The 13137-nt window shown below is 60.1% G+C and carries 14 protein-coding genes; 3 read left to right on the plus strand and 11 right to left on the minus strand.

The window, feature by feature from the left end; all coding sequences use genetic code 11:
- Nucleotides 1-50 precede the first annotated feature (50 nt).
- From AC1DX3_RS19825 to AC1DX3_RS19835, 3 genes are all read right to left on the minus strand, one after another.
- Nucleotides 51-386 carry a hypothetical protein gene (locus AC1DX3_RS19825; protein WP_476991068.1) on the minus strand — a complete coding sequence of 112 codons (336 nt, stop codon included), beginning with the start codon at nucleotides 384-386 and terminating at the stop codon, nucleotides 51-53.
- A gap of 92 nt (nucleotides 387-478) precedes the next feature.
- Nucleotides 479-1567, minus strand: coding sequence for an L-rhamnose/proton symporter RhaT (rhaT, locus tag AC1DX3_RS19830; protein ID WP_476991069.1), 1089 nt, complete (start codon nucleotides 1565-1567; stop codon nucleotides 479-481).
- Between the two features lie 4 nt (nucleotides 1568-1571).
- Nucleotides 1572-2459, minus strand: coding sequence for an amidohydrolase family protein (locus AC1DX3_RS19835; RefSeq protein ID WP_476991070.1), 888 nt, complete (start codon nucleotides 2457-2459; stop codon nucleotides 1572-1574).
- A 179-nt stretch (nucleotides 2460-2638) separates the two neighbouring features.
- Between AC1DX3_RS19835 and AC1DX3_RS19840 the strand changes: the two genes are divergently transcribed.
- Nucleotides 2639-4087 carry a GH1 family beta-glucosidase gene (locus AC1DX3_RS19840; RefSeq protein WP_476991071.1) on the plus strand — a complete coding sequence of 483 codons (1449 nt, stop codon included), beginning with the start codon at nucleotides 2639-2641 and terminating at the stop codon, nucleotides 4085-4087.
- On the opposite strand, the gene AC1DX3_RS19845 is transcribed toward AC1DX3_RS19840, so the two are convergent.
- Genes AC1DX3_RS19845 through AC1DX3_RS19865 form a run of 5 tightly spaced genes read right to left on the minus strand, consistent with a single transcriptional unit; the run spans nucleotide 4084 to nucleotide 6656 of the window.
- Nucleotides 4084-4692 (minus strand): pseudouridine synthase, encoded by a 609-nt coding sequence (locus tag AC1DX3_RS19845; protein WP_476991072.1) that lies wholly within the window; start codon nucleotides 4690-4692, stop codon nucleotides 4084-4086. The genes AC1DX3_RS19840 and AC1DX3_RS19845 overlap by 4 nt on opposite strands.
- Nucleotides 4689-5219 carry a GNAT family N-acetyltransferase gene (locus tag AC1DX3_RS19850; protein WP_476991073.1) on the minus strand — a complete coding sequence of 177 codons (531 nt, stop codon included), beginning with the start codon at nucleotides 5217-5219 and terminating at the stop codon, nucleotides 4689-4691. Before AC1DX3_RS19850 ends, AC1DX3_RS19845 begins: the two co-directional genes overlap by 4 nt.
- Nucleotide 5220: 1 nt before the next feature.
- Nucleotides 5221-5574, minus strand: a complete 354-nt coding sequence (locus AC1DX3_RS19855; RefSeq protein WP_476991074.1) for a DUF1304 domain-containing protein — start codon at nucleotides 5572-5574, stop codon at nucleotides 5221-5223.
- A gap of 57 nt (nucleotides 5575-5631) precedes the next feature.
- On the minus strand, nucleotides 5632-6087 hold the full coding sequence (locus AC1DX3_RS19860) for an Lrp/AsnC family transcriptional regulator (RefSeq protein ID WP_476991075.1): 456 nt from the start codon (nucleotides 6085-6087) through the stop codon (nucleotides 5632-5634).
- A 32-nt stretch (nucleotides 6088-6119) separates the two neighbouring features.
- The gene (locus AC1DX3_RS19865; RefSeq protein ID WP_476991076.1) at nucleotides 6120-6656 is read right to left on the minus strand and encodes a hypothetical protein; all 537 of its coding nucleotides are present in this window, start codon (nucleotides 6654-6656) and stop codon (nucleotides 6120-6122) included.
- A 181-nt stretch (nucleotides 6657-6837) separates the two neighbouring features.
- Here AC1DX3_RS19865 and AC1DX3_RS19870 point away from each other — a divergent pair, with 181 nt between their 5' ends.
- Nucleotides 6838-8178: an anti-phage deoxyguanosine triphosphatase gene (locus tag AC1DX3_RS19870; protein ID WP_476991077.1), complete on the plus strand. Its 1341-nt coding sequence runs from the start codon at nucleotides 6838-6840 to the stop codon at nucleotides 8176-8178.
- On the opposite strand, the gene AC1DX3_RS19875 is transcribed toward AC1DX3_RS19870, so the two are convergent.
- Both AC1DX3_RS19875 and AC1DX3_RS19880 read right to left on the minus strand, forming a co-directional pair.
- Nucleotides 8175-9557, minus strand: coding sequence for a nicotinate phosphoribosyltransferase (locus AC1DX3_RS19875; protein WP_476991078.1), 1383 nt, complete (start codon nucleotides 9555-9557; stop codon nucleotides 8175-8177). The genes AC1DX3_RS19870 and AC1DX3_RS19875 overlap by 4 nt on opposite strands.
- Nucleotides 9557-10597 (minus strand): bifunctional nicotinamide-nucleotide adenylyltransferase/Nudix hydroxylase, encoded by a 1041-nt coding sequence (locus AC1DX3_RS19880; protein WP_476991079.1) that lies wholly within the window; start codon nucleotides 10595-10597, stop codon nucleotides 9557-9559. Before AC1DX3_RS19880 ends, AC1DX3_RS19875 begins: the two co-directional genes overlap by 1 nt.
- 137 nt (nucleotides 10598-10734) lie before the next feature.
- Here AC1DX3_RS19880 and AC1DX3_RS19885 point away from each other — a divergent pair, with 137 nt between their 5' ends.
- Complete coding sequence (locus tag AC1DX3_RS19885) at nucleotides 10735-11124, plus strand: YybH family protein (RefSeq protein ID WP_476991080.1); 390 nt, start codon at nucleotides 10735-10737, stop codon at nucleotides 11122-11124.
- A gap of 1 nt (nucleotide 11125) precedes the next feature.
- On the opposite strand, the gene AC1DX3_RS19890 is transcribed toward AC1DX3_RS19885, so the two are convergent.
- Nucleotides 11126-12706: a tetratricopeptide repeat protein gene (locus AC1DX3_RS19890; RefSeq protein WP_476991081.1), complete on the minus strand. Its 1581-nt coding sequence runs from the start codon at nucleotides 12704-12706 to the stop codon at nucleotides 11126-11128.
- Between the last annotated feature and the right edge of the window lie 431 nt (nucleotides 12707-13137).

The raw sequence follows: 13137 nt of genomic DNA on the forward strand, positions 1-13137 counted from the left end.
GCCCGGCAGGTTGGACCTGCCGGGCTTTTTTCTCGCCTGGAACGAGATGCCTAGTTTTCCAGGGTGTACGAACCGGTCTCGCACAGGTCCGCGGTATCTTCGGCGGGTTTTAAATTGTCGTCTTCATCGAATTCGAAACGCATGTCGTACTCGCAGACCGTGCGGCCGTCAGCGACAGTGATGTCGACGCTTTCGCCGGGTGCGAGCACATCGGCGCCCAGAACGTCTTCCTCCCAATTATTGACGCCCGTGGGCGAAGTATAGAACCGTACAATCGTCGCGTCCGTATGGTTGGTCAACGTAAAGACCAGATCTTCCGCATGGGCGCCGCCGGCCAGCAAGCCAAGGCCCGCAACCGCGGCAAAAGCCAGAGATTTAAATGTCATGTGTCAGCCTCCCGCCCCGAATGGGCCCGTTCACTATAACTACGTTATATGCAGTGGCAAGAAGTGATAACGACTGTTACGGCAATTGGCCGTTATTTGGCAGCCAGCATGTTGCCGACACCGATGATAACGGTCGAGATGACCAGGGTGCCGATGCCCAGCCAGACGAGGAAACGCGTGCGGTTGGCCGTACCCTTCCATTCCTTCAAGGCAAAGCCCCACAGGCTCGAGAACAGGATAATCGAGGCCATGTGCAGGGTCCAGCTCGAGAAGCCGAACTTGCCCATCTGGCTTTCGCCCATGGTGTAGAAGAAGAACTGGAAATACCACAGGGTGCCACCGAGCGCAGCTAGGGCGTAGTTGGCTAGCAAAGGCGTTTTGGTGCCCGCAACACCGGCGTTGAGGCGCGGCGCCTTGCCCGCCCATTCACCGGCCGATTTGTTCTTAGCGATCAGATAAAGGCACCAGATGAAGTTGGTCGTGAAACCACCGGCGAGGACGACACAAAGAACCGGCAGGCCGACCCATAGCGGGCCGGTGCCGGCCGCAGCGGTGGCGGCACGGATAGGGTCACCAGCAGCCAGGCCGAACGAAAAGAAGGACGACATGACGCCGGAGAACAGCGCGATCAGGATGCCTTTTTTGAGGTTGAATTCCCCGCGGTCGGGGACATTGGCATCGCCCGAGACATTTGCGAGTTGCTTCTCCTTGGCATTACCGGCCATGGCGACGATGATGATGCCGACCACGACGACCGCTATGCCGATAAAGGTATATTGGCTGCCAGGCTTGGCGGCCAGTTCGGCAATCGTACCCTGGACCAAAGGTGGCCCGAGCGTGCCGATAACCGTGGTCAGACCGAGCGCCACCGCCATGCCGAGGCTCAGGCCCAGATAACGCATGGTCAGGCCGAAGGTCAGGCCGCCCAGGCCCCAGCCGGCGCCGCAAAGATAACAGACCATTAGGGTATCCATCGGCACACTCGATAGGACGTGGATCAGGTCCTTGCTGCCGATAAAGGCGCCGATCCACGGCGCCAGAACCCATGAGAAAATGCCGCCGGTCAGCCAGAAGATCTCCCACGACCACAGCTTGATGCGTTTATAGGGAACATAAAAGCTGGCCGAGGACAGGCCGCCCAGCCAGTGGAAAAAGACGCCCAATAGTGGGTTCGGGTTCATGGGGTTAAATCCTGTAAATGCGTTCGGCGTTTTGTCCGAACATGTTATCGCGTTCCGAGGTCGTGAAATCTTGGGTAATGGCGTCATAGGCGTCGAGCGCCCGGCCGTAGCTGTTGAACAGCTTGTCGGTCGGGAAGTCGCTAGCGAACAGCACGCGGTCGGCGCCAAACCACGCGATGACGTCGAGGACCAGGGGGCGCACGGACTCGGCCGTCCATTGCCGGTCGAAAAAGCCGAAGCCGGAAATCTTGACCGCCGCCTGGGGCAGTTGCGCCAAGGCCTGCATGCCGGCGCGCCACAGGGTACGATCGGCGTCGACCGGCATGCCCATATGGTTGAGGATCAGCGGAATATGGTTGTAGTTCTTAGCCAGTTGGTAGGCGGCCTGCATCTGGTTGGGGTAGATCTGCAGGTCGAAGGACAGGTTGTGCTTGGCCAGCAAGGCGTAGCCCGTGGCCAATTGCGGGTCGTCGAACAGGTTTTTCGGGGTATAGGTGCGCGCCGGATCGGGGTGCCAGTTGAGGATATGACGGATACCGCGGACATTGGGGCTTTGGACGTGTTCGGCCAGGCGGGCATCGAGGTTTAGGTCATTCAGCGCCGCATAGGCGACGATGGCGTTTGGAAAGCCGCCCGTGTCCGCCAGGTTCTGCAACCAGCGCGTTTCGGCCACAGCGTCTTCTGGGTCGGCGCCGGCGTCGATATGGACCGCCTTGACGACATTATATCCCGCCGCATCCTGGCGATAATCGTCCGGTAGGTAATCGTGGGCGATGGGCTCGACGCTGCCATTGGGGCCATTAGCGTCGAAAGGCCCGGTCAGCCACGGATAACGCAGGTGGTCGAGCTTCCACAAATGGACATGGGCGTCAACAAAGCGGCGTATCGACATGGTTCCGGCCTGGGCTTCGGACATCCCACTATGTGGAAAATCCCATTTTTTGTAAATTCAACATACTATGTGGGAAAACCCTGTCAATCACCTTGTCACTTTCGGCTTGACCCAAGGTCAAAACTCTTCTCTCCTCGCATCGGCCCAGCAAGAGGCCATCAAATGTTGAGAGGAATGTCATGAATCGTCGCGAACTTATCGCTGGCTTAGGCGCGTTGAGCGCCCTGCCCGCCCTCGCCCAGGCCAAGGCCAAATCCACCACGCCCGTTGTGGGCGTCTTCCCATCCGGCTTTTATTGGGGCGCCGCCACCGCTGCCTATCAGGTGGAAGGCGGCTATAATGAAGACGGCAAGGGCGAATCCATCTGGGACCGCTTTGTTCTGGCGCCCGGGAAGATCAAGAACGGTAATACCGGTAACGTCGCCTGCGACAGCTATCACAAGATGGATCAGGACATCGCCCTGCTGAAGGCGATGAACCTGAAGAGCTACCGTTTTTCCACCGCATGGACACGCATCCAGGCCGACGGAACCGGTCCGGCCAACCCAAAAGGCCTCGACTATTACAGTCGGCTGACCGACGCGTTGCTAGAGGCCGGCATTCGCCCGATGCCAACACTCTACCACTGGGACCTGCCGCAGGACCTCGAAGACCGCGGCGGCTGGCCCAACCGCGACACGGCGGCGCGCTTCGCCGACTATGCCGGTATTATGGGGAAGGCCCTGAGCGACCGCATCGAGAACTGGAGCCTGTTCAACGAGTCCAAGACCTTTACCGGATTGGGCTATTTGTCGGGCGCCTTTGCGCCAGGCCGCAAGGACCCGATGGCTTTCCTGAAAGCGACCCATACGGTCAATCTGGCGCACGGGATGGGCTTTGCCGCCTTGAAGGCCGCCAATCCAGCCTTGAAGGTCGGCAGTGTCTTCGATGTCTCGCCGATGATCCCGGCGACCGATACGCCGGAAGACAAGGCCGCCGCCGATATCTATGACAAGTTCCAGAACCTGTGGTTCGTCCAGACGGTATTGACCGGCGCCTATCCGGAAGGGCCGCTGCCGGCCGACCGCCAGGAAGAGCTGCTCGGCTGGCAGGCAGGTGACGACAAGGTGATGAAGGCCGATTTCGATTTCGTCGGCTTGAACTACTATTCCGGCACCGGCGTGGCGCGGTCGAAGACGACAACCGGCATTCCGGCACTCGATATCGATTCACAATGGGCGATCGGCAGCGACAACAAGACCGATTTCGGCTGGGCCATCTATCCGCAAGGCTTCCGGCAAATTCTCAACCGTATGCATCAGGTCACCGGCGACCGGCCGATCGAAATCACCGAAAACGGCTGCGCCTATAATGTCGGACCGGACACAGCCGGCGAGATTCACGATCCCAAGCGCATCGATTACTACGCCCAGCATTTCAACAGCCTGTCCCAGGCGATTGCCGACGGCGTACCGGTGCGCGGCTATCATGCCTGGAGCCTGATGGACAATTTCGAATGGGCATCGGGCTATACGATGCGCTTCGGTTTGACCTATGTCGATTTCGACAATGATCAAAAGCGGACGATCAAGGACTCCGGCAAGTGGTACGCCAAGGTCGCAGCGGCGAACAAGGTGGTGGCGGCTTAAAAGCCGGGTTCAGACGTAAAGGTCATGGTCTCTCCCGTATGCGGATGCGGGAGAGACAGGCTTTGCGCGTGCAGCAACAGCCTTGGCGCCGCAGCCAGGACCTTGGGCGGGGCGTAAAATTCGTCGCCAAGGATCGGGTGGTCGATCGCCATCATATGAACGCGCAGCTGATGCGAGCGGCCGGTCACCGGTTCGAGCTCGACGCGCGAAGTGCCGTCAATGCGTGACAGTGTGCGATAACGCGTCAGGGATGGCTTTCCGATGGTGTGGTCGATCATTTGGCGCGGGCGGTTGGGCCAATCTGTGATCAGCGGCAGATGGATCTCGCCGGCTTCCGGTGTTTCTCCGGCGACGACGGCAATATAGCGCTTGGCGACCCGTCGCGCAGCAAACGCCATGGAGAGGGCGCGATGGACGTCGGGTCCGCGGGCGAAGACCATCACACCCGAGGTCGCCATGTCGAGGCGGTGCACAGTCAGGGCGTCGGGGAAACCAACTTGCAGGCGGGTGACCACACAATCGGTCTCCCTGCGGCCGGGGACGCTGAGCAGTCCGGCGGGTTTATCGGCTATGAGGATATGGTCGTCGACGTAAAGCGGCGTCACGCGGTCTTGCTCATGGCGACGACCGGCAGCATCAGGCCATCGGGCAGCGGAGTCTCGAAATATTCCGTCGCCTGAAAGCCATGCACCGCATAGAGCGCCACGCCAGACAAGGTGGCGACCAGCTCGAAACGGGTGAACCCGGCGGCCCTGGCGGCGTCTTCGCAGGCTTTCAGAACCAAGGTCCCCAGACCGCGACGCGTATGGTCGGGATGGACGAAAAAGGCGCGTATGCGGGCCGCATCGACCTTGGGGTCGAGGCTGTTGTCGTCCTTGCCGGCAATAGCATCACTGCCGAACAGGGTCTTGCGCCGTGACCAGCCGCCACACGCGACAATTTCGTTGCCGAGTTCGACCACGAAATAGGTGCCGTCTTTCAACAATTGCGTGTCGACGCCGAAGACCGTGCCGAGCGCACCGCGCCTCTGGTCCTGGCTGTAATCGACCTGCAATTCCATGACCGATTGCGCGATCAGGGCTTCAAGCGCGGGTATGTCGGCCAGGGTAGCGAGGCGCAGGGCGTAGGTCATCTTACTTCAGGTGGAGCAAAACCAGGGCGACGATCGCGGGCAGAGCCTGGATAACCAGGATCGATTTCTTGACAGTAAAGCCGCCATAGAGGCCGGCGACGATGACGCAGCACAGGAAGAATATCTTGACCAGGAAGCCGTCGCTCAGGAGCAGGCTCCAGATCAGGCCGGCGGCGAGGAAGCCGTTGTACAGCCCTTGATTGGCGGCCAGTTTCGCCGACTCCTTGGCGAATTCCGGCGTCAACCCAAAGACCTTGCGGCCGAACGGTGTCTGCCACAGGAACATTTCCAGCACCAGGAAGCCGATATGCAGCACGGCGACGACGGCGATCAGGATATTGGCGATATATTGCATGGGCGGCCCTTTTTCTCTTGTTTGAACCGGCGCCGCCGCTCTGTCAATCCGGTCGAATTACGCCTCAGCGTGGACGGCCATGACAAGCTGGGTCTGGATGTGGGCGAGACCCGGCACGGCGCCGATACGCTGGCGCACCCTGGCCAGGTCGTCGGTGTCGCGCGCCGTCACCATGACCAGCAAATCCCATTCGCCGGCCAGGGCATAACATTGCACGACCTGGAGTTCCTTCAAAAGGAGCGGACCGACATGACAGCAGGCAACGCCCTGTACGACCTTGATAAACAGCCACGCCTTGACGTCCGCCGCCTCGCTCAGGCGCGTCCGCAGGGTAAAGCCCAGGATAATACCGTCGCAGCGCAGCCGGGCCAGCCTCTCCTGGACGGCGCTGCGCGATAGACACAGGGCGCGGCCGAGCTCGGTCAAGGGCATGCGGGCGTTGTCGCGCAGACAGGCGATCAGCTTGCGGTCCTTGTCGTCGAGCATATCCAAGGTCTTGGGTATTGCGGTCATAAGCGACGACATAGCGCAAAAATCGCGTCAGGTCACATCCGGGTGTCGTCGGCGATCCAGTTGAGCTCCCAGGTCTTGCCGCCGTCGGCGGAATAGGCCTGTTCGAAATGGCAGGCATCCGGGCCGCGTGGGGTGATGACGAAACGCACGAGGATGGCGCGGCCGTCGAGGGTTTCCTGGTCGTAAAACTCACCCCGGCCGTCCGTAAACTCGCCGATCGTGGGGATGCTCAAGGTGCCTGAGGCGCTGTTGACGAAGTTGAGGCTCCACTGGTGCGATTGCGGATTATATAGACGCAAAGACGCGCCTTCGATATGGCCGGACGACCCCGTGACATCGAGTTCAACCAGATTGGCGCGGCCGTCCCACACGGGACGGATGACCGAGGTGCCGTCATAGGCCGCCCATTCCGTCGAGCCTGACAAGGGATGAACAAGGCGCTCGACATGGGTTTTCCACGTGCCGATTTCAAAGTCGAAATCGTGGGCGCCGTCGCGGGCTTCCTGCGCAGCAACCGGCGTAACCAAACACAGAAGGAGAGCAGTAAGGGACAGGCGTGACAAAGACATGAAGGCTCCTTTTCAACGCCGGCAGTCTGAGACACACCGGCCGCCATCGCAAGCGCAGACGGCCCGTCATTGCGCCGATTTGCGACCGTCATTTCGCCGGTTTTAGAGCCCTCGCCTCGCCCCTGTCATTACCGGCCAATTTGCCGTAAACACGGCTCTGGATTCGCTTAAGGGATACAGCATGTCGGTTTGGCAAGAGCGTCGCAGGCCCGGCCCGCCGCAGGATGACGACGCGCGGACGCCCTTCGATGTCGACTATGCCCGCGTCATCCATTCCGGTTCGTTTCGCCGACTGCAAGGCAAGACGCAGATTCTGAACCTCGGCGACGGCGATTTCTATCGTACGCGCCTGACCCACTCGCTGGAAGTGGCGCAAATCGCCGGCGGCATCGTCGGGCAATTGCAGGCCTTCAGTGCTCACCCCGACCGTGAAATCCTGCCGCCGGTCTGCTTGATCCAGACACTCGGCTTCGCCCATGACTTGGGTCATCCGCCGTTTGGCCACGGCGGCGAAGTGGCTTTGAACTATTGCATGCGTCATCACGGCGGCTATGAGGGCAATGGCCAGACTTTGCGTATCCTGGGCCGGTTGGAGAATTTCTCGCGCGAACACGGCGCCAATCTGACGCGGCGGACACTTCTCGGTTTGCTGAAGTATCCAGTGGCCTATGGTGATGTCGTCAACCCGGCCATCGTGCCGGCGATCGATACCGCCCCGACCGCCATTCGCGTTATAGATCGCAACGCTTGCAAGCCGCCGAAAGCCTATCTCGACAGCGAACGCGATATTGTCGATTGGGTATTGGCACCGCTCAGCGCCGGCGACCGCGCGCGGTTTCAAAGCTTCGATACAAAACCCGGCAAGCATGGCAAGGCGCGTCATAAGGCCTTCGATTGTTCGATCATGGATGTCGCCGACGACATCGCCTATGGCGTCCACGACCTGGAAGACGCCTTGTCGCTGGGTCTGATCCGCGAGCAAGCCTTCCGCGACGCTGTGCCCGATACGGTATGCACCCAGTTCCTCAATTTCCTAAGCGAAAAGCACAGCCAGCATTACAGCAATAATGTCTATGAGCAGTTCGTGCGCAACCTGTTCGAAAGCGGGCAGAAGCGCAAGATGATGATCAATATGATCGTCGGCCAGTTTATCAAGGCGGCCGAGATCACAACCGATGAGGCCTTCGAAGAACCGTTGTTGCGTTATCGCGTCGGCCTGCCGGACGGGCATGCCGTCTTCCTCGACGCCCTGAAGACCGTTGTCTTGAACAAGGTCATCCGCAGCCCACAAGTTCAGCAGATGGAGTTCAAAGGCCAGAACATGGTGGTGGCGGTGTTCGAAGCCTATGAAACCGATCCGCAGGCCTATCTGCCCGAAGATGCCTACGGGCGCTATGTCGCGGCGGGTGAAGACCGGCGGGTTATCTGCGATCATATCGCCGGCATGACCGACGGCCATTTGATGAAGACCTATGAGAGGATGTTCAGTCCCCGCATGGGATCGGTTTTCGATAAACTTTAGCTCACCGCGCGGGCGCGTATGCTGGCAAAGGTTTCGTCGCGCAGCATTTCGCCGTTGCGCCACACCGGTTCCAACAGGTTGGCGCCCGTCGCGGGTTGGTAGTCGGGCTCCGTGACCGCCACGGTCCTGTAACCATCAGCATCGCGCCCCAGGCCGAGCAAACCGCGCTTGGAGCGCTTGCCACTGTCGGTGACCGGGTCCTTGTAGACATCGCGCCATTGCCCGTCCACCTTGGCCGCTGAAGCTTTGTAGGCAAAGGCCATGGTGTCGCGATCGCACTTTTGCAGCAGGGCGCCGCCCATACCGAAGGCGATATTGGAGGCGCTGAAACCTTCTGCGACGATACGATCGAGGATGGCGGCGATACTGACCGGATTGACGCCGTCGCCCTGGATGACGCGGACGTTTTTCAGCACGCGATAGCCTTTGGAATTGCTGTCGGTGCCGAACTTGTCGGCCAAAAGGTGCAGCGTCTTCGACACCACCTCAACAGGGTCGCCGCTGTCGGGACGGACGACCAGGGTGGCGCCGCTGTCGATAACCTTTTGCCGCAGGACCTCGCCCCACAAATGCTCAACGGCATGGTAGAGGTCGTAGCTGTCCGAGACGACGGCATAGAGTCCGCCGGGCTTGCCGAACTGGGTCACCATATTCGCATAGGCGTCGATCTCATGGTCGCGCCCCCAGCTGGTGATAGTCGAATGTTCGGCGGCGGGAATCGAAAAGGCCGCCATCGGCTCGTGGTAGAGTTTGCGCGCGGCAACGACCGCGGCCAGGGTATCGCTGCCCTGGAAATTGACCAGGTGCGCCATGCCGCCGAGCGCTGCCGAAGCATGAGACGAGACGCCGCGGGCGCCGAAATCGTGCAGTTTGAACGGCAGTTCGGCGTCAGGCGCGTCGGCCGTTTTCACCAGGGCATCGCGGATGATTCGGCGGACGCCGTGGCTGATCGTCGCCACCGTGATGGGATACCATACCCGCAGCAAGGCGGTTTCGACATAGCTGGTCAGCCAGAAGAAGTCCGGATCGGTATTGACGACAGTCATCATCGGCAGATGGACCGGTGCGATCGTGCCTTCGGGCTGCGCACGGATTTCGAGCGGCAGATGACCGCCGTGGCGCGACAGCAAAAGCTCCCAGCCGGCCTTGTGATAGGGCAGACCGTGGGCGGTCAGAATGGCCTCGGCCTCATCGGCGTCGCCGCGCGTCACCGGCTTGGCGAACTCGCTTTTCAGGATGGCTTGCAGGCCGAAAAACAGGGCATCACGATAGGGCCCGCCGCGGGCTTCGACATAGGAGAAGACGTTCTGCGTGCCTTGCGGATATTGCGCGAAATGGCTGGCCTTGTAACTATCGGTATTGAGAATGGGATTGATCATCACGCGGCCCCCAAGAAGTGTTCGAGAATGAAAAAGTGGTCTTCGAACAGGTGTTCGCGCAGGCGCCGGACCTCGGCCAAGGGTATCCATTTTGCTCGCACCGCGTCGTCGGATCCGCGCACGGCCGGCAGATCGCCGCTGATGAATTCGAAGTAAAATCCGTAGGTTATGGTGCGGCCACGTTGCGAGCGGTCCGGCGCATCAAAGACCTGCCGCGCTTTCAAACTGCCTTTGAGAACCGGCGCCGGGATCTTGATGCGCGTTTCTTCCTTCAATTCGCGCAGCACGGCCTCAAGCAGGGTCTCATCCTGTTCGACGAAGCCGCCGGGTAGAGCCCACAGTCCCTTGCCGGGTTGGCCGCCGCGTTTGACCAACAGGACATGGCCGGAATGGACGATGACGGCATCGACCGTAGTAAAGATCGGCGGATACGGCGCGGCCGCCCAGGCTTTTTTATAGGCGACGATGTGATTGTGTTCGTCGACCAATGTCGCGAAGGCCTTGGTCTTTTTGAAGGCCACGATCATATCAAACACCGCCGACGGCACATTGGCCTGTAGCAGGCGCAGCGCCCCCTCGTCTTCACTAAACAGGTGTGCGCGAAGTTCGGTGGCAGACAGGGTCGTGGCGAACGGTACATCGATGACCGGCCATTGCGGGAAGGCCTGGAGATACCAGGATGAGGCGTCCTTATCGTGCCCGATCAGAGCGACCTTGACCTCGGCGGGCGAACGGCCGTCGCCGGCGATGGCCTCGTCGATATGTTGTTGGATATCGGCCTGCCAGGCGCCTTCATTATAGAGATGGTCGAAGACATGGCGGAAAATGACGCGGTCGGCGTCGGCGCCTAGGGCCGCGCGGATCATGATCTCGCGTTCGGCCGCCGACCAGGGGTTCTTCGACGAACGCGGCGCGCCGGCCGAGCCGATTAGCACGATCGGTCGATCGCAGGCCTCGAGGGCACGGCGAAGGACGCTGAGATGACCATTATGGAAGGGTTCGAACCGCCCGACAAAGGCGATGTAATGGTAGTTGTGCATGAGACTCCCTCAGTGCGATGTCATCCGGTCTGCCCGGAAGAGGTGACACTATGCCTGCCGAATGCTTTCGGCAAGATGGGCAGATGGATTTTTTACAACGCGGCGGGCGATAAGCCCCCCAGCGAAAGGAGGCCGTCATGACCAGTTTTTCCGATTTCATGAAACGCCGCGAAGAGGCCGCGCGCGGCTATTGCCGTGGTGAACCCGAGCTTTTGGATGCCCTGACCTCCCGCCGTGAGCCAGCCAGCTTCTTCGGGCCGGACGGCAAGGCGATACAGGGTGCGCAGACCGTACTCGACAGCTATATCAGGGGTGCCAAAGTATTCGGCCCCAAAGGCGATTGCACGTTTGACATTACCCAGATGGCCGAAGGCGGCGATATCGCCTATTGGACTGGTTTACAAAAGTCAACGGTCGAGATGGATGGCAAGATGATACCGATGACATTACGTATCACCGAACTGTTCCGGCTCGAGGACGGCGACTGGATGCTGGTCCACCGGCACGCTGATCCGTTGAAAGAATGATCTATGGGTGCGCCGCCAACCAGGTTTTGGCGATTGGATCGCCCTTGGCAGCCGCCTGCTGAAAATAGCCGCGCGCCTTATTGACGTCGACCGTGACGTCCTGGCCTTGGGCGTAGATCTGGCCGAGATAGACCTGGGCACGGGTGAATCCCTTAGCGGCGGCCATATCGAAATACTGGCGGGCCTTGATATAGTTGGGTGCCGCGCCGACACCGAGATAGTAGAGCTCCCCGAGATCGGTCGTCGCGTCGGGATCCCCTCTCGCTGCCCCTTGCTCGAACCAGGTACGCGCGGTGACATAGTCCTTATCGACACCATTGCCATCGCGATAAAGCCGCCCCAGTGACGTTAGGGAATACCAGTCGCCCTTCTCGGCGGCAGTTTTATAATAGGGCACGGCTCTGGCGGGATCCTTCGGACCTGTTCCGCCGGATTCGAGGATATAACCGATCAGGCCGGTCGCCGTGACGTGGCCCTTCGCGGCCGCTTGACGGAAATATCCCAGGGCATTGCCCCAGTCCTGGTTGGGTCCGGCCTGCATGTAAAACAGACCGAGGCTGTAGAGTGATTTTTCGTCGCCCTTGGCTGCCTTCTGGAACAAGCCAAGACGCGCGTGATCGGCGCCGCCCTCGCCATTCTTGTACATTTTCAACAGGGCGTCGTAAGCTTCATCATCGCCTTGGGCCGCGGCCTTTTCATAATAGATGCGGCCTTGCTGTGGGTTCTTCAGCTGTACCTTATAAAAGCGGCCGAGCGCGAAATAGGAGGACAGGTTGCCGCGCGCGACACTTTGTTCATAGGCGGTTCGGGCGCGTTGCATATCCGCCGGCCCGCCGATGCCGCTTTCATACATGGGTCCGAGATCACCCAGAGCCCTTGCCTCGCCCTTGGCGGCCGCGGTCTCGTAGGTTGCCCGCGCCTTGGCTAGGTCCTTAGTCATGCCGTCGCCGCTGAAAGCGGCGTCGCCCAGTGCCGTGATCGCCGGCGCATAGCCTTTGGCCGCGGCCTGTTCGTAATAGCCATTGGCCATGACATCGTCCGTCTTGATGCCGCGGCCCTTGTGATAGATGTCGCCGAGATGGCTGAACGCTTCGGCAAAGCCTTTCGACGCCGATTGGTCGTAGAGGGCGCGGGCCTTGTCGTAATCCTTGGAAACGCCGAATCCGCGCTCATAAAGGCGTCCCAGGTTGGACATGGCAGCGATACTGCCCAAGGACATGGCCTGCTGGTAGCTGGCGGCGGCAGCAGCGCCATCACCCGCAGCCTCCTGAGCCCGGCCGAGATTGTAGATCAGCCGGCGGTTTTGTGGATCGAGCGCGAGCGCTGCCTTGCACGCCGACAGACCGTCCGTGGCATTGAGGTGATCGTCGTCAACGGCGTTTGTCTTGATGACCCGGTCCGGATCGAAAACATTGCCGGCGTTTTGATCGCACACATTGGCCGACACAGTTTTGCTTGGCGTCGGCGCGGGAGCGATTGAATTTGTCGTCGCCGCTTCGGGCGATGCGCGCAATTGCGCCTTGACCTTCTTGATCGACTTGGGCTGTGGCGTTTCCAGYGGCTTTTTCTTGGCAATGGTCAAAACGACTCTTTGCACCCGCGGCTGGAAGTTTTCTGAGGCTTTCCGTTGATCGGCGCCGGCCTCGGCTATGGGACAGCTTAACGATTCAGAGGGTGCCAGGAGATTTTCGCTTGTCCTGGCGCAACCGCGGATGCACGTTTTGGCAATCTGGGAACGGCCCAAATCATCGGCATGCGCGGCCTGGCCGCTCAACACGGCACCGCATATTGCCATCAATATCGCAGGACTCGTTTTCACCATCGGACGCCTCCCGTTTTCCGAGACGTTACCACAGGGAACGGCGTTATCATCTTAAAAAGTGTGCGGCAATCCAGACATTAAAAAAGCCGTCCCGGGTTGGGACGGCTTTTTTTAAAGTTGGTTGCGGGGGCAGGATTTGAACCTACGACCTTCAGGTTATGAGCCTGACGAGCTACCGGGCTGCTCCACCC

It is taken from the genome of Asticcacaulis sp. P2_B1 (assembly GCF_056404915.1).

Bases quoted from the DNA above. Each gene is read 5' to 3' on its own strand.
- AC1DX3_RS19825 (WP_476991068.1), bottom strand. From the start codon at position 386: ATGACATTTAAATCTCTGGCTTTTGCCGCGGTTGCGGGCCTTGGCTTG.
- rhaT (WP_476991069.1), bottom strand. From the start codon at position 1,567: ATGAACCCGAACCCACTATTGGGCGTCTTTTTCCACTGGCTGGGCGGC.
- AC1DX3_RS19835 (WP_476991070.1), bottom strand. From the start codon at position 2,459: ATGTCGATACGCCGCTTTGTTGACGCCCATGTCCATTTGTGGAAGCTC.
- AC1DX3_RS19840 (WP_476991071.1), top strand. From the start codon at position 2,639: ATGAATCGTCGCGAACTTATCGCTGGCTTAGGCGCGTTGAGCGCCCTG.
- AC1DX3_RS19850 (WP_476991073.1), bottom strand. From the start codon at position 5,219: ATGACCTACGCCCTGCGCCTCGCTACCCTGGCCGACATACCCGCGCTT.
- AC1DX3_RS19855 (WP_476991074.1), bottom strand. From the start codon at position 5,574: ATGCAATATATCGCCAATATCCTGATCGCCGTCGTCGCCGTGCTGCAT.
- AC1DX3_RS19860 (WP_476991075.1), bottom strand. From the start codon at position 6,087: ATGACCGCAATACCCAAGACCTTGGATATGCTCGACGACAAGGACCGC.
- AC1DX3_RS19865 (WP_476991076.1), bottom strand. From the start codon at position 6,656: ATGTCTTTGTCACGCCTGTCCCTTACTGCTCTCCTTCTGTGTTTGGTT.
- AC1DX3_RS19870 (WP_476991077.1), top strand. From the start codon at position 6,838: ATGTCGGTTTGGCAAGAGCGTCGCAGGCCCGGCCCGCCGCAGGATGAC.
- AC1DX3_RS19875 (WP_476991078.1), bottom strand. From the start codon at position 9,557: ATGATCAATCCCATTCTCAATACCGATAGTTACAAGGCCAGCCATTTC.
- AC1DX3_RS19880 (WP_476991079.1), bottom strand. From the start codon at position 10,597: ATGCACAACTACCATTACATCGCCTTTGTCGGGCGGTTCGAACCCTTC.
- AC1DX3_RS19885 (WP_476991080.1), top strand. From the start codon at position 10,735: ATGACCAGTTTTTCCGATTTCATGAAACGCCGCGAAGAGGCCGCGCGC.